The following is a 15,797-nucleotide window of genomic DNA, read 5'->3' as shown; positions in this document are numbered from 1 at the left end:
CTTTCCGCTGCCGGGCCACCGTGGACTAAGCTCGAACCAAGCCGAACACCGGCCGCTCCGCCCTCGTTGCCGGCCGTCCAAGTCAAGACACATAGCTTTAGGAGAACGGGGACACCATGTCTGAAACCGTGAACTTACCCGCACTCGGTGAAAGCGTCACCGAAGGCACCGTGACGCGCTGGCTCAAGCAGGTTGGCGACAGCGTCGAGGTCGACGAGCCGCTGCTCGAGGTATCCACCGATAAGGTCGACACCGAAATCCCGTCGCCCGTCGCCGGCGTCATCGAGGAAATCCTCGTCCCCGAGGACGAGACCGCAGACGTCGGAGCCCCGTTGGTGCGCATCGGCGATGGCTCCGGTTCGGGGTCTTCCAGCGACGAGCCGGCCGAAGAGCCCGCCGCCGAGGAAGCGCCCGAGAAGTCCGAGGAGGCCCCGGCCGAGGAGCCTGCGTCGGAGGAATCCCCCGCAGCGTCCAATGATGCGGCCGACTCCGGCGAACGCGCCGACGTCACCCTTCCGGCACTGGGGGAAAGCGTCACCGAAGGCACCGTCACCCGGTGGCTGAAGCAGGTTGGCGACAGCGTGGAGGTCGACGAGCCGCTGCTCGAGGTTTCCACCGACAAGGTCGACACCGAAATCCCGTCGCCCGTCGCCGGAACCCTGCTGGAAATCAAGGTCAACGAGGACGAGACCGCAGAGGTCGGTGCCGTCTTGGCAGTTGTCGGTTCCGGAGCGGCTCCCGCCCAGGAAGCACCGAAGGAGGAAGCACCGAAACAAGAGGCTGCCCCGAAGGAAGAGGCCCCCCAGGAGGAGGCTGCCCCGCAGCAGGAATCCGCTTCGAAGCAGGAGGCTCCTGCCCAGGAAGCCCCGAAGCAGCAGTCCGCGCCCGCGTCGGCGGCAGCAGCACCGGCCTCCGGCAACGACGGCTACGTGACTCCGCTGGTCCGTCGCCTGGCGTCCCAGAACGACATCGACCTCGCGTCCGTCTCGGGCACCGGCGTCGGCGGCCGTATTCGCAAGCAGGACGTCCTGGACGCCGTGGAGGCCAAGAAGTCAGCTGCCCCGGCAGCCGCTCCGGCAGCAGTCCAGGGTTCGGCACCGAAGGCCCCTGCCGCCGTCGTGCCGTCCTCCCTGCGCGGGAAGACGGAGAAGGCCCCGCGGATCCGCCAGGTCATCGCCCGGCGCATGCGCGAGTCCCTGGATGTCTCCACGCAGCTGACCCAGGTGCACGAGGTCGACATGACCCGCGTCGCCAAGCTCCGCACGGCGGCCAAGGACCAGTTCCAGGCCGTCAACGGCACCAAGCTGACGTTCCTGCCGTTCATCGCCAAGGCCGTGGCCGAGGCGCTGAAGCAGCACCCGAAGCTGAACGCCGAGTACGACGAGGACAAGCAGGAGATCACGTACCACAACGCCGAGCACCTCGCGATTGCGGTGGATACCGACAAGGGCCTGCTGGTTCCGGTCATCTCCAATGCCGGTGACCTCAATCTCGCCGGAGTGGCCGGCAAGATCGCCGATGTCGCCAAGCGCACGCGGGATAACAAGATCGGACCGGACGAGCTGTCCGGCGGCACGTTCTCGATCACGAACATCGGCTCCGTCGGCGCCTTGTTCGACACCCCGATCATCAACCAGCCGCAGGTCGCCATCCTCGGCACCGGCGCGATCGTCAAGCGTCCCATGGTGGTCACGGGCCCGGACGGCGATGACACCATCGCGATCCGGCACATGATGTACCTGTCGCTGACGTACGACCACCGCCTGGTGGACGGCGCCGACGCGGGACGCTTCCTGCAGACGCTGCGCGCACGTCTGGAAGAGGGCGCCTTCGAGGCGGACCTCGGCCTGTAACCGGGTAGCGGGCGCCTCGGCTGCCTGAACCCGCACGACGACGGCTGGTGACTTCCCCCACGGAAGTCACCCGCCGTCGTCGTTGTCTCCGGCGCGGTTTCGACAGGCTGTCGAATTCGGCCCTAAACTGGGGTCATGGACATCCTCTTCACTCTGCTCATCTTCCTGCACATCCTGGGTGCGGCCGCGATCTTCGGCGGCTGGCTCGCCTCCTTCAAGAAGCCCACCGTGGGCCTGTGGCAGTGGATCGGTGCCATCACCCAGGTCGTGACCGGAATCCTGATGTTCGGCCTGCTGGAAATGGGCGACGGCGAACCCAACCGCATCAAACTCGGCATCAAGCTCATCATCGCCCTGGGCATCCTCGTGGCGGCCTGGATCGGCCGCAAGAAGGTCAAGGCCAACGAGGAGGTCCCCACCGGCATTGCCCACGCAGTGGGCGGTCTGGCCCTGGTCAACATCGCCATCGCCGTTCTCTGGGTCTAGCCGGATCTCCTGCACGACCCCCGGCCGATCCCCACGGATCGCCGGGGGTCCTTTGACCTCCGGCGACTTCCACTTGCCACCGGCACGTGGGCCCATAGGATGGTAAGTGGCGCCCGGAACCGGTCGCCCACCCAGATGTGGAGGAGTCCCCCAATGGCTACAACCCGTTCAGCCCGCACCGTATGGAACGGCGATCTTTTCTCCGGCAGCGGACAGACGACCTTCGAAACGTCGGGCATCGGCACCTACGACATCACGTGGAAGGCCCGTGCCGAGCAGTCCGAGGGCAAGACCAGCCCCGAGGAGCTCATCGCCGCCGCGCACGCCTCCTGCTACTCGATGGCCCTGAGCAACGTGCTCAAGGAGGCCGGGTTCGCCCCGGAGTCCCTCGAGACGACCGCCGAAGTTGATTTCGACACGACCAACGGCCCGCTGATCTCCGAGATCCGCCTGGTCCTGAAGGCCACGGTCCCGGGAATCGATGAGGCAGCCTTCGAGGAGGCCGCCCAGGGCGCCAAGGAAGGTTGCCCGGTCTCCAAGGCCCTGGCCTCGGTCCCGAGCATCACGCTGGACGCCACCCTCGTGTCCTAGCCTCCACCGCCTCGCGGACAAGGGGCGCCGGAACCAGCCCAGCTGGTCCGGCGTCCCTTTTTTCCTGCCCGTCCGGGTGGGCGGCCCCGGCCACCACCGCCGGGGTCCCGGGTCAGTGTCCCGAGGCGTCCTGCGGGCGCTGCGGCAGGGCACCGGGTTTCCGGCTCGGATATCCAGCGCGCTCCGGTGGCAGCTGCGTGGGGATCTCACGGAGCATCTCCTTGAGGACCGCGATGCCCTGTTCCAGCTGCGGGTCCTGCCCCGCCAGGTGGGCATGCGGGGGGAAGGGAACCTCGATGTCGGGGTCCACTCCCCTGTTTTCCACGCCCCAGCCGACCCCGCCGGTGAACCAGGTGGCGTAGCGCGGCTGGGTCACCCGGGTCCCATCGACCAGGTCGAAGAGCCCGTCGATGCCGATGACCCCGCCCCATGTGCGCACGCCGACCACCGGACCGATGCCCCGCAGCTTGGCCACCTGGGTGATGATGTCGCCGTCGGACCCGGCCCACTCATCGGTGATGATGACCACCGGCCCCCGCGTGGCACTGGTCGGGTAGGTCCAGGGTTCCATGTCCCGGCCAACGCTCCAGGCGGTCACCTTCCGCGATATCACCTCGGCGACCAGCTGCGAGGTGTGGCCCCCGCGGTTGCGCCGCACGTCGATCAGCAGGGCATCCCGGGAGGCCTCCTGGTCCAGATCCCGGAAGAGCTGGGCCCAACCCAACGGCATCATGTCGGGGATGTGCAGATAGCCGAACAACCCGTCGGAGGCCTCGCGGACCTCCCGCCGGTTGCGTTCCACCCACTGGTGATACCGCAGGCGTTGCTCATCGCGCACCGGCACCACCGATACGCGTCGCACGGCTCCCGGCGTCGCCGACTGCTCGCCGTCACGCACCGTCAACTCGACGATCTTGCCACCGGCACCCTGCAACAACACAGCAGGCCCACCGGCCGGGATGTCGACCCCGTCGATGGCCAGCAACGTGTCCCCGGCACGCACGCCGACGCCCGGCGCGGCCAACGGCGAGTACGCCTGCGGGTCGGAGGACTCCCCGGCCAGGACATCCACGACCTGCCAGTGGCCCTCGACGTGCTCGATGTCGGCACCCAACAGGCCCTGCGGCTCCGCACCGGCCGCAGGGGACGGTGTCACATACGCGTGGGAGGTCCCCAGTTCACCGTGCAGCTCCCACAGCAGGTCCACGAGGTCATCGTGGCTGCCGAGCCGCTGCACCAGTGGACGGTAGGTCTCGGCCACCGATTCCCAGTCTTGTCCTGCCATGTCGCGGACCCAGTAGAAGTCCCGCTGAAGCCGCCAGGCCTCGTCGAAGGCATGGGCCCACACCGCGCCCGGCTCCAGCCGCACCCGGATCCGGCCCAGGTCGATGTCCTGGGCGTCGGGTGACTCCTTGTCTGCCGGTTTGTCGGTCGGCACGGCGCGCACGGTTCCGTCGTTGACTGCCACGAGCCGCTTGCCGTCGCCGCTGACATGGTATGACTCGACGGCATCCAGCAGCGTGGCGGACTTCCGCGTCCCGTGGTCGAATCGCTCCATGTGTTTCGCCTCGGCACTGGTCTCCGGTGCCCTCCCGTCGCCGGTCACTCCCGTGGAGACGTCGGAGAGCCACAGCAGACCCCCGTCGACGGCTGCGAGGGATTCATAGCGTCCCTGCGGGACGGGGACCGCGATGAGGCGGGCGGGCAATCCCGGGACCACCACGGTGGTTATCGGGGCCGGCTGCCCCTCCACCGCCGGTACGCCGTCCCCGGCAGCGGCCGCGCTCGGGGAATCGTCCCCCGTGGCCACCGTCCCCGCGGTGGATTCGGCCCCGTAGGCCTGCGGCCCGTAGGGCGAGGGCGTCCGGTCATCCAACGCGATCATGAACGGCTTGGTCGACGAGGGAAAGGCCAGGTCAAAACCGTGGGTGTCGTACAGCGGGTCAAAACTCCGATCCGACAGGAAGGCCAGGTACTTCCCGTCGGGAGTGAATGACGGCGAGTGGTCACGGAATCGACCGTCGGTGGCACTGATCGGGGCGGCGCCGGGATCCTCGGTGGAGACGAGTTGGATCCGGCTGCGGGAACCGAAGGCCGTCACCGGCTCGGCAAAGGCCACCCACCGGCCATCGGGCGAAAACGCCAGCCGCTCAATACCTCCATGCCCCCCGCTGCTGAGTTCATGCCACGTGCCGGTGGCCGGGTCCAGCAGGAACGCGTGGCCGGTCTCGGTGGAAACCCCGACCCAGTTGCCATCGGCGCTGGCGGTCAGGGCACGAACCCGGTGGCCTGCCGGCAGGGCGAAGGCCCGGGGGGCCGCGGACCCCGGTTCCTGATCGGTGGTTGCCGCCGCCGGGGCGGATTCGTCCGGATCGCCAGCGGACTCGCCGCCCGACTCCCCCGGTGAATCGATGGTCGCGCCTGCGCCGTGCTGGCCCGCCGGGGCGGAGAGCCGCGCCGCCCTGACCGGCTCGGGGAGGGCGAAGTGCGCACCGCCGTCGTCCTGCCCGGCATCGTCCTGCCTCGCGTCGTCGGGTGGCGTTGGTCCGGGGCGTGCCGGTCCGGTGGGTCCCGCCGGGTCGGTTCCGCGCCGCTCCACCGCGTCCAACGCCCTGATCTGAACGGTTTCCGTCCCGCCGTTGTCGCAGACGTAGACGACCTGATCCCGGCCCAGGAGCCGTCCGAGTCGCGCGCGGACACCGGGGCGCGCTTCGACGACGCGGGCTGGCCCACGCCGGTGGACCAGCAGGTGAAGTGTTCCATGGCTTTCGATGACGCTGGCCTGGCCCGCGTGGTCCGGCACTGCGTCCACCAAATGGGCTGCCACGTCCAGGGAGCCTGGCTGGCGTCCGTGCCCCGCGGATCCCAAGGAGATCTCGAGCCGACGCGGCTGCGCTTCCAGATCGTCCACCAGCCAGAGGTCACCGGCCGATTCATAGACCAGGCGGCCTCCGTCCGAGGCCAGGTGCCGGACGTAGTAGCTGTCGTGATCGGTATGGCGTTGCAGGCCACCCCCGTCAGGGTCGACGGAGTAGACGTTTCCGTACCCTTCGTGATCGGAGAGGAAGGCAATGCGGTGGTCGATCCACCATGGATCGCACAGGTTCCCGTCGATTTCGGGGACCAGTCGTTCGAAGTTCCCGCCACCATCGCGGTCGATCCAGAGCTTGCCCGCAGTGCCGCCGCGATAGCGTTTCCACCATGCTGGTTCACGGCTCAGCGCGCTGCCGATGACCAGCGGCCGGTCATCCCCCGTCGAGGGGCCCCAGGCCAGGGAATCCACCGGACCATACCTGAGCGTCGTTCCCGGCGTTCCGTCCAGCCGGACGGTTCGTGCCCACGTCAACCGGGAGTCGCCTTGGCCCTGGGAGGTGACCGCGACGATGTCCCCCTCCGGGGTGAAGCCGCGGTTTCTGGTCGACGGGTGGCCCCAATGGGTCAGCTGCCGGTAGTCGCCGCCGTCGACCGACGCCGCGACGATCTCCTGGCTGCCCCCGTCGATGATGGTCCAGACAATGTGCTGGCCATCGGGGGTGAAACGTGGATTGCGTGCCGGCAGGCCCTGCGCCGACAGCCGCCAGGCACGACCACCCGTCACCGGGGCAAGCCAGACATCGTTTTCGGCGACAAAGGTCACCAGTTCGCCGAAGACATGGGGGTATCGAAGATAGCTGCGAGGACTCATCGTCCGATCCTATCGACAGGATCGGCACGCGTCACCGGCAGGTGGTCAGGACGCCGCTTTTTCGGTCTCCGCCGCTTCGAAGACCCCGGCGATACGCCACCCGCCGTCGGTGTCGGCCAAGCGAAGCGTCACGCGCTGGGCCCGGGGGGCTTCGATGCGCGCAACGATCGCCCCATCGGCCCCCACCACCTCGTAGGCGCCCATCGTGCTGGTGACGACGACGTCTACGGTGCCGTGCGTGGCCCCCTTGTGGACCGTCGCATCAGACAGTCGGGTGGACAACCCCTGGTAGTGCAGGCCCTGGGCGCGCAGTTGGCTCGCCTTCGCCAGATCCGGGCCGAGGGAGGAGCCATGGCGTGAGTGGACCTGGCGCAAGGCCGCGGCATCGGCGGCCGCCAGGGCCAGGTCCCGCCGTCCACTGAGGACCTGGGCGGCGGCGAGGGGATCCCTGGGTACTGCCCGGCGGAACTGCTCGTCGTCCAGGGCCTGTTGGGCCGTCGGCGCAGAGGCCGCTCCGGCGGGGGTCTTCGCCCCGCTCGCTTCCGGCTCCCGGGTGCCGGGGTCGGTGGCCGCTGCGGCCGTTGGGGTGCCGTCAGCGCCGGGTGGTTGGGACCCGGCCTGCTGGTTCCCCAGTACCCCGGCCCCGCCAGCGGCCAGCCCCGCGACGACGAGCGCTCCAGCGGCAACCCACATCACGCGACGGTGCCGCCAGCGGCCGGCAACTGCGCTGGTGCCACTCTCCCGCGTGCGTTCGGGCCGCGACCGTGCGCGCTGCCTTCCCCGCAGGCCTTGGAACCGCAGTCGGCTCGGAAGGCTGCCTGGCTGGCGGCGCGTCGCCCGGGCCCGGATCCATGCCCAGGGATTCCGGCCGGGACGAGCCGAGGCGCCGGCCACCACGTGGGTCACCATCTGGCTGAGTGCTTCAGGTCGAACCGCATCGCGGAGGCTGACCGGTTGCGGCTTCGCCACCTCGAAGATCCTGCGGTTGAATTCCGCTGCGGTGGGCCTGCGTTGTTCGTCCTCCGAGAGCCCCTCCTCCAGCAGCTCCACCAGCTGGCGGGGAACGCTTCCGAGCAAACTGGACAAAGGTGGCCTCTGTTGGGTCGGTCCGGCAATCCTGCCCGTCACCATGTACCAGGCCAGTGCTGCCAGGGAATAGACATCCCGATCGGGCCGCAGCCGACGTCCGCTGCTCTCATCATCGACCGTCACAGGTGCCCGGAATCCTGGCGTTCCCGAGTCCGTTTGCCGTCCACCGACGAGCACCGCCAGGCCCAGATCCGCCAGCTTGGGCATTCCCGCCGCGGTGAACAGGACGTTCCCCGGAGCCACATCGCCGTGGACTCCGCCGTGCTCGTGCAGGTACGCCAAGGCCGAGGCGATGGGGGCAACAACGGTCACGGCCTCCCCAAGGCCCAACGGCCCGCGTGCCGCAATGAGGTCGGCGATGGATCCGCCCGGCAGGTATTCCATCAAGATGGCCGTGCCCTGGTCGGTCCGAACCGTCCCGATCAGATCGACGATGTGCTGGTGCTTCATGGAGGCCAGCGCCGAGACCTCCGCTGCCGCGAGGTCATCGTTGCCCCACGTAGTGGGCACCTTCAGCGCCGCCCGTTCGCCGGTCTGGCGGTGCCGCACCACATAGACAGTGCCGCCGGCACCGCTGCCGATCTCCGATTCAACGGACCACTCCTCGAGTACGGGGCGTGATGTTGTGGTGTTCGGGGCATCCATGTTCCAGTTCTAACGTGTTTGCCCGATCGCTGCAGAAGTTATCCACAGCCCCGTCGGCCTTCATGCAATTCGAACCTGTGCACTCCGACGAGTAGCGTTGGGCCCATGACCATTTCCTTCCAGCGGCTGGGCTTTGCCCCGGACTACGTTGACTATCAGAAGGCCTGGGACCTGCAGCGCGGAATCCACGACGAAGTGGCGGCCGGTACGCGCGGCCCACACGTCCTGCTCCTCGAACATGCGGCCGTCTACACTGCCGGGAAACGCACGGAACCCCAGGACCTTCCCCTGGACGGGACCCCCGTCATCGACGTGGATCGGGGCGGAAAGATCACCTGGCACGGACCGGGCCAGCTGGTGGGCTACCCCATCGTTGAGTTGGCCAACCACGCAGGGATCCGCGACTACGTGCACCGTCTCGAGGAGATGTTGATCAACGTGGTCGCCGATTACGGCATCGAAGCCGAACGAGTGCCGGGTCGGGCCGGGGTGTGGGTGCTGGGCACCGACGGCCAGCAGGACCGCAAGATCGCCGCCATTGGAATCCGCGTTGACCACGGGGTGACCATGCACGGCTTCGCCCTGAACTGCGACAATGACGATGCTGCTTTTTCGCGGATCATCCCGTGTGGGATCACCGACGCCTCCACGACGAGCATCACCCAGGAGAGCGGAACTGCCGTGCGCCCGGCCGAGGTGCTGGACCGCGTCCAGGCCGAGCTGACGCGGCTTCTGGAACCAGCCATCAAGACCATCCAACCCATCGCCGATGAAGGAGCCCTACTGTGAGCCTCGCCCCCGAAGGACGCCGCATGTTGCGCATTGAGCAGCGCAACTCGGCCACCCCCGTGGAACGCAAGCCCGAGTGGATCAAGGCGAAGGTCGAGATCGGCCCGGAGTACGTTGAGCTCAAGAAGCTCGTGAAGGACAAGGGGCTGAACACCGTCTGCGAGGAGGCCGGTTGCCCCAACATCTTCGAGTGCTGGGAAGACCGCGAGGCCACGTTCCTCATCGGCGGCTCCGAATGCACCCGGCGGTGCGACTTCTGCCAGATCGACACCGGCAAGCCACAGGCCATCGACCGGGCCGAACCGTTCAAGGTCGCACAGTCCGTGAAGCAAATGGGCCTGCGGTACGCGACGGTCACCGGCGTCGCCCGCGACGACCTCGAGGACGAGGGCACCTGGCTCTATGCCGAGACCGTCCGCAGGATCCACCAGTTCAACCCCGGCACCGGCGTCGAATTGCTGATTCCTGATTTCTCGGGCAAGAAGGAATTCCTGGACGAGATCTGTGCCTCAGCCCCCGAGGTCTACGCCCACAACATCGAGACGGTGCCGCGGCTGTTCAAGTCCATCCGTCCGGCCTTCCGCTATGAACGCTCCCTGGACGTGATCTCACAGGGCCGGGACCACCACATGATCACCAAATCAAACCTGATCCTCGGCATGGGCGAAACCATGGAAGAGGTCTCCGAGGCCATGCGCGATCTGCATGAGGCAGGTTGCGATTTGTTGACCATCACGCAGTACCTGCGCCCCACCGAACGCCACCACCCGGTGGAACGATGGGTCAAGCCGCAGGAGTTCGTGGACCTGCAGAAGGAGGCCGAGGAGATCGGCTTCCTGGGGGTCATGTCCGGGCCGCTGGTGCGCTCGTCCTACCGCGCCGGCCGGTTGTGGGCAGGAGCGATGCGCAAGAAGGGATTGGCCATCCCCGAGGAGCTCTCACACATCGAAAGCTCCGGTACGACCAAGCAAGAGGCCGTCACCCTCATCGCTGCCCGCTAGCACTCCGCCGATCGCGTAGAATTGACCCATTATGGCCAAGACCACTAACTCTCCCTCAAATGACGATGCGAAGCCCAAGCGATCCTTGTTCTCCCGCAAGCCCAAGGCCGAAAAGGCCACGAAGGAACCCGGACGGCTGAAGCAGCTCGGCCAGGTCTTCCAGATGACGCGGCGCAACGATCCGAATGCCGTGTGGTGGATGGTCCTGGCCTTCCTGGGCATCGTGGCCGTCGGACTGATCGTCGGTCTGCTGATCAACAACTGGATCACCACGCTGCTGGTTTCCATCCCCTTGGGCCTGCTGGCCGCGTTGCTGATCCTCTCGCGTCGTGCCGAACGGGCAGCCTTCAAGCAGCTCGAGGGCAAGCCAGGTGCCGCCGGGGCCTCCATGTCAGTCCTGCGTCGTGGGTGGGTCCTCACCGAACAGCCGGTGGCCATCAGCCCCCGGACCCAGGACCTGGTGTTCCGCGGCATTGGCCGCCCCGGCGTCGTCCTGGTCACCGAGGGCCCGACGAACCGTGTCCGCCCCCTGGTGGACTCCGAGCGCCGTCGCATGAGCCGGGTGCTGCCCAACGTCCCGATCCATGTCATCAACGCCGGCTCGGGCGAGGGCCAAACCCCGCTCGGTGATGTCGCCAAGAAGATGAAGAAGTTCCCCAAGACGCTGAACAAGCAGGAAGTCCACGCCGTGGACATGCGCCTGTCGACGCTGGGAAGCGCCAAGCTGCCGATCCCGAAGGGCATCGACCCGAACAAGGCCCGGCCGGATCGCCGGTCCATGCGCGGCCGTTAGGCGCCCATGGCAAGGTGCTGGTTCCCCATCCGGGGAACCAGCACTTTTTTGTTGTTGACCAGGGGGATCGTTCGCTTCCGGCCGGCGTCGGCCGGCGGGGTCAGATGCGTACGAGAATCGCCTTGATGGCCCGGTCATGCAGTCCGCGTTGGTCGGGGTCCGTCACCAGCGGCGGAACGATGAGGCACACCAGCAGGCCGCGGACCAGGCCTTGCAGCGGCTTGATGGCCGAGCCGTCCATTCCCTGGACCTGCATCCCGAGGATGCGGTGGCCGATGGAGTGGCCGGTGACGCCGACAAAGACGATCTGCATGGCGGCGAAGAATGTCAGGTTCGCCAGCGCGCTTCCGTCGAAGAAGATGAAGGACGGGATCATGGCCAGCGCCCAGTCGATGCACAGTGCTCCGACGCGCCGTCCGATGCGCACCACCGACCCCGGACCCGACTCGGGTCGACCCAGCCGCTGGCCGGGCCAGGCTTCCGGATTGAGCTGCGGGGGGCCTTCGAGCCACGAACCGATGTCTTTTCTCTCCACTCCCTTAGCTTAGCTTGGCCGCATCGACGCGTACCGGCGTCGTGCCCGGGAACACACGTGCAGCCGCCGGTATCCGGGGATCTTCCGGCGCCGACCATGGGTGACCCCCGGGTCCCGGGATGCCGCCAGGGGAGGCCCTCTGTAACGTCATCGAAACAATTGCGTCACTGCCGGGAAACCAGAATTCGCTAGGGTAGGGGTAACAGCGAGGGGCCGACACGTGCAAAAGCCGCGTGCTTCCCTGGCCTGAGCAGATCTCTTAGGAGCAGTAGCAGATGTTCAAGAACCCGGACGAAGTCCTCAAGTACATTGCCGACGAAGATGTTAAGTTCGTCGACATCCGATTCACGGACCTTCCGGGGGTGCAGCAGCACTTCAACGTCCCGGCGAAGACGGTCGACGCCGACTTCTTCGTCAATGGGCAGCTCTTCGATGGCTCGTCGATCAAGGGCTTCCAGGGCATCGCCGACTCCGACATGCAGTTGATCCCGGATGTCACGACGGGGTTCATCGATCCGTTCCGCGTTGAGAAGACGCTGGCCTTCAACTTCTCGATCGTGAACCCACGCACCGGCGAGCCCTACCACCGCGACCCGCGTGGCGTGGCCGAACGTGCCGAGGCCTACCTGGCATCCACCGGCATCGCCGACACAGCGTTCTTCGCCCCCGAGGCTGAATTCTTCATCTTCGACAACATGCAGTGGGAGTCGAAGCCGCAGGGCTCCTTCTACAAGATCGACTCCGTCGAGGCGCCCTGGAACACCGGCAAGAAGGAAGAGGGCGGCAACCAGGCGTACAAGACGCCGTACAAGGGCGGCTACTTCCCGGTCTCCCCCACCGACAAGCAGGCCGATCTGCGCGATGCGATCTGCCTGGAGCTGGAGGCCGCCGGCCTCGAGGTCGAGCGCTCCCACCATGAAGTGGGCGCCGCCGGACAGGCCGAGATCAACTACAAGTTCAACACGCTGACCCACTCGGCCGATGACATCCTCAAGTTCAAGTACATCGTCAAGAACCTGGCCGATGCCTGGGGCAAGTCCGCCACCTTCATGCCGAAGCCCATCTTCGGGGACAACGGCTCGGGCATGCACTGCCACCAGTCGCTGTGGACCGACGGCGAACCGCTGTTCTACGACGAGAAGGGCTACGCCGGCCTTTCGGACGTCGCCCGCTGGTACATCGGTGGCCTGCTCAAGCACGCCTCGGCCGTCCTGGCTTTCACCAACCCGACGGTGAACTCCTACAAGCGTTTGGTGAAGGGCTTCGAGGCCCCGGTGAACATGGTGTATTCGCAGGGCAACCGTTCGGCTGGCATCCGCATTCCGATCACCGGCTCGAACCCGAAGGCCAAGCGCATCGAGTTCCGCGCACCGGATGCCTCCGGCAACCCGTACCTCGCCTTCGCCGCCCAGCTGATGGCCGGCCTGGACGGAATCCGCAACCGCATCGAGCCGGCCGACCCGATCGACAAGGACCTCTACGAGCTGCCGGCCGAAGAAGCCAAGGACATCCAGGTCGCGCCGGGCTCCCTTGAGGAGGCGCTGTCAGCGCTGGAGGAGGACTACGAATTCCTGCTGGCCGGTGATGTGTTCACCGAGGACCTGATCCGCACCTGGGTTGATTTCAAGCGCGAGAACGAGATCAAGCCGTTGTCGCTGCGTCCGAACCCGTACGAATTCGAGCTCTACTACGGTTGCTAGGACCCAGGTCCTGATGGCACCACGGCCCTAGCATCGGGAGGCCAGACACCGTTTCGGTGTCTGGCCTCCGTGCTGTCCGGGATGTTCCCGCCTGGCTGTCCGGCCCTGCCTAGAAGGGAGGCTCGTCCGGGGTCGCCGGGAGCGGTGGCCGTTCGCCGCCCCAGGGGTTGTCCCGGTCGTCGGGCCGGTGGATGGCCGGCGGTCCGTAGTCGCCGGCGATGCGCTTCAGCCTCCGTTTCCGGGTGGCCTTGCCCCACCGGCTGCGCGCATAGCGACCGTGCTCGGGATCTTCGCTCGAGCTGTCCGGAACGTCCTGGATGCGCCCCCACTCGCTCAGGTGCAGGGCCTGGTAGTGGTCCGACTCGATCCTCCTGCACTCTGTGCCGAAGCGGTCCAGGGGCTGGTCCGGCTCCAGGTCCTTCCACAGCCAGCGCTCCCATTGGACCGTGGCCAGGAACGTCGTCCGCTTCACGGTGGCAACCCGGGAGTCGGCAGGCTCCGCCGGTGGTGGGGCTGACGCAGACGGAATGGATGAATCCGGATCGGACGGCGGGATATCGGAGCCCGGCGGATGGTGGGGCACCGGAGCTTGCCGGGCTGCGCCCACGGCCCACGGCGCCGCAGGGTAGCCGACACGCTGGGTTCCAAAGAGGCTCGTCACCAGCGTCGTGCCCCCGGCACACTGTTTCACCTCGATCAGTCCCAGGGACTTCAACCGGTGGCATCGCAGGCATTTGAGCCCGACGTTGGCGATGTCGGTGCCACCGCCGTCCTGCCATTCCTCGGCGTGGTCCACCTCGCAGTTTCGCGCCGGTCCGGTACACCCTGGCGTCGTGCATCCACCGTCACGGAACGTCAGCGCCGCGCGCTGGGCTGCGGTGGGACGGTACCGGTCCTGGCCGAATTCCAGGATGGCCCCGGTGAGCGGGTCGGTGATCAAGCGCCACCAGGTCTTCGCGGCGGTCATCAGCTGGGCTGCCGACTCCTGGTCGATGGAACCGGCCCCGAGCAGTGAGGGCACGGGCGCACCCGGCTCAAGCTCTGCGATGGCCACGCCTCCGGCCCGCTGGAGCCGTTCAGCGTCCGTTCCGGGTCCCACTGCGGGGCCGTCGATGCCCGTGTCGTCGGCGGCGGTGGGCCCACCGGGGGTCCCCGGAAGCATGGTGGCCGGGATGGCAACGAAGACTTCTGCGTTGACCGTTTCCAGTCCCTGGCCACGTGGACCGTTGAGCATCATGTCGGTAAACACGTCGGCCCGCAGCTGGTCCATGGTCCGGACTTCTGCCGGGTCCTCCAACAGCTGGACGCCTGCGTCACCGGTGGCCGCCGTCGCCGCCGCTTCGACGACGGCCGCGGCGGAGTCGGGGTCTGCCTTGAGCAGCCGGGCCATGCCGTCGATTTTGGAGAAGATGGCCTGGCAGCTGGCGGTTGGAAGGTAGCCCGAGAACCACGTCATGCCGTGGTTGGCCTCCTCCAGGGTGATGCGCCGGTCCCGCAGTTCGGTGCGGGAGCGCTTGGTGTAGGAGAAGCCATAGTACTTTTCCAACAGCTGCCGGCCCCTGACGCGTAATTGCGCCGGTGATTTTCCTGGAGCGGCAGCCAACATGTCGGCTCCGAAGTCACGCCGGTCCTCCCGCGTCCGGGCGGCACGTCGGGCCATTTCGCGTTCCCACTGTTCCTTCGTCGAGTCGTCGGCATTTGCCGGCGGCACGGGCAGCGGCTCGGGAACGAGGTGCGCGGTGTGCTCGAGGATGCGCTGGACGTGGCTGGCCCCGATCCGCCCCAGGGCCAGGGATTCGAGCACCTCGGGGGTATCCATGACCAGGGTTTCGGCCTGGTCCAGCACGCGGTGTGCTTGGCCCTGCGATAGACCCGAAACCAAGGCGATCTCCATGGCGGCGCTGTCCGTGGCAGCAAACAAGACGGTCCGCCCCGTGCGCAGGGAAATCTGCATGCCCGGACGGCCCTCCAGCGCCTCCAGGCGTGGTTCCACGGCGCGTTGGGCCTCGTCATGGAGCATCGCTGCGGCCCGGTATTTCTCGGCCTCGGCAAATCGAGCCAGCGCCTCGGCGGCCTTGAGCCGCGCGGACCCCGTCACGGAGGAGCCCGCCAGGCGGGTCATGCCCCACCCGGTGACCTCCACCCGGTCCGCGATCTGTTCCATGACTCCACGATGCCAGCCGCTACCGACAGTTTGGAACCGGCCCCGGTGGAAAGGCTGGACGGAACGGCGGACCAGGCGGGCCGGGGCCTATCCGGCGATGGTGGTCAGCAGGAAGACCGCCGGCTCGGCGGCGACGACGTTGTGCACGACGTCGGGGATGACGAACAGGCCCCCGTGGCCGACCACCTGTTCCCCGTCGGCCCACCGGACCGTCACGGAACCGTGCAGGACCAGCAGGGTCGCGGCCTCCGGTTTGGTGTGGTCGGCCAGCTCGGATCCGCCGTCGAGCGCCATCAGGGTCTGGCGCAGCCGCCCGTCCTTGAGCACCGCGGTGGCACTGCGCCGATGCGGGGCGGTCTTCGCCCGTTCCAGGTGCTCCTGGACCAGCTCATCCAACTCTGCCTTGCTCACATGCATGGTTCCCACTCTCCTTCTCACCGGTGGCGGCTTGCCCGGGAGGCACCGC

General features: G+C 67.4%; 12 protein-coding genes. 7 read left to right on the top strand and 5 right to left on the bottom strand.

Going from position 1 to position 15,797, the window contains the following annotated elements:
- Positions 1-116: 116 nt before the first annotated feature.
- The 3 genes from sucB (at position 117) to ACN0TP_RS11215 (ending at position 2,930) form a co-directional block, all read left to right on the top strand.
- Positions 117-1,853, top strand: coding sequence for a 2-oxoglutarate dehydrogenase, E2 component, dihydrolipoamide succinyltransferase (gene sucB, locus ACN0TP_RS11225; protein ID WP_417218990.1), 1,737 nt, complete (start codon positions 117-119; stop codon positions 1,851-1,853).
- A gap of 135 nt (positions 1,854-1,988) precedes the next feature.
- Positions 1,989-2,339 (top strand): hypothetical protein, encoded by a 351-nt coding sequence (locus ACN0TP_RS11220; protein WP_417218989.1) that lies wholly within the window; start codon positions 1,989-1,991, stop codon positions 2,337-2,339.
- Between the two features lie 153 nt (positions 2,340-2,492).
- The gene (locus tag ACN0TP_RS11215) at positions 2,493-2,930 is read left to right on the top strand and encodes an OsmC family protein (protein ID WP_417218986.1); all 438 of its coding nucleotides are present in this window, start codon (positions 2,493-2,495) and stop codon (positions 2,928-2,930) included.
- A 112-nt stretch (positions 2,931-3,042) separates the two neighbouring features.
- Here the strand turns inward: ACN0TP_RS11215 and ACN0TP_RS11210 are convergent, their stop codons facing one another.
- Complete coding sequence (locus ACN0TP_RS11210) at positions 3,043-6,615, bottom strand: S41 family peptidase (protein ID WP_417218983.1); 3,573 nt, start codon at positions 6,613-6,615, stop codon at positions 3,043-3,045.
- Positions 6,616-6,660: 45 nt separating this feature from the next.
- Entirely contained in the window at positions 6,661-8,349 is a 1,689-nt protein-coding gene (locus tag ACN0TP_RS11205; protein ID WP_417218981.1) for a serine/threonine-protein kinase, read from the bottom strand.
- Positions 8,350-8,454: 105 nt separating this feature from the next.
- On the opposite strand from ACN0TP_RS11205, the gene lipB reads away from it, so the two are divergent.
- The 3 genes from lipB to ACN0TP_RS11190 are packed head-to-tail and all read left to right on the top strand — an operon-like array spanning position 8,455 to position 10,932.
- A complete protein-coding gene (lipB, locus tag ACN0TP_RS11200) occupies positions 8,455-9,138 on the top strand; it encodes a lipoyl(octanoyl) transferase LipB (protein ID WP_417218979.1) in 684 nt (227 codons plus the stop codon).
- Positions 9,135-10,139 (top strand): lipoyl synthase, encoded by a 1,005-nt coding sequence (gene lipA, locus ACN0TP_RS11195; RefSeq protein ID WP_417218977.1) that lies wholly within the window; start codon positions 9,135-9,137, stop codon positions 10,137-10,139. The genes lipB and lipA overlap by 4 nt, the downstream gene beginning before the upstream one ends.
- A gap of 31 nt (positions 10,140-10,170) precedes the next feature.
- Complete coding sequence (locus ACN0TP_RS11190) at positions 10,171-10,932, top strand: DUF4191 domain-containing protein (protein ID WP_417218975.1); 762 nt, start codon at positions 10,171-10,173, stop codon at positions 10,930-10,932.
- Positions 10,933-11,032: 100 nt separating this feature from the next.
- Here ACN0TP_RS11190 and ACN0TP_RS11185 read toward each other — a convergent pair whose 3' ends face one another.
- Positions 11,033-11,467 (bottom strand): RDD family protein, encoded by a 435-nt coding sequence (locus ACN0TP_RS11185; RefSeq protein WP_417218974.1) that lies wholly within the window; start codon positions 11,465-11,467, stop codon positions 11,033-11,035.
- Between the two features lie 275 nt (positions 11,468-11,742).
- Here ACN0TP_RS11185 and glnA point away from each other — a divergent pair, with 275 nt between their 5' ends.
- Entirely contained in the window at positions 11,743-13,167 is a 1,425-nt protein-coding gene (gene glnA, locus ACN0TP_RS11180) for a type I glutamate--ammonia ligase (protein ID WP_417218972.1), read from the top strand.
- A 109-nt stretch (positions 13,168-13,276) separates the two neighbouring features.
- Here glnA and ACN0TP_RS11175 read toward each other — a convergent pair whose 3' ends face one another.
- Together ACN0TP_RS11175 and ACN0TP_RS11170 are read right to left on the bottom strand one after the other, a co-directional pair.
- The gene (locus ACN0TP_RS11175) at positions 13,277-15,331 is read right to left on the bottom strand and encodes a DUF222 domain-containing protein (RefSeq protein ID WP_417218970.1); all 2,055 of its coding nucleotides are present in this window, start codon (positions 15,329-15,331) and stop codon (positions 13,277-13,279) included.
- Between the two features lie 87 nt (positions 15,332-15,418).
- The gene (locus ACN0TP_RS11170; protein ID WP_417218968.1) at positions 15,419-15,748 is read right to left on the bottom strand and encodes a cupin; all 330 of its coding nucleotides are present in this window, start codon (positions 15,746-15,748) and stop codon (positions 15,419-15,421) included.
- Between the last annotated feature and the right edge of the window lie 49 nt (positions 15,749-15,797).

The organism is Arthrobacter sp. (assembly GCF_048266065.1).
Taxonomy (GTDB): domain Bacteria; phylum Actinomycetota; class Actinomycetes; order Actinomycetales; family Micrococcaceae; genus Arthrobacter_H.
Note: the sequence above shows the minus strand (reverse complement) of the source record. Positions and strands in the feature narration are given on the sequence as shown.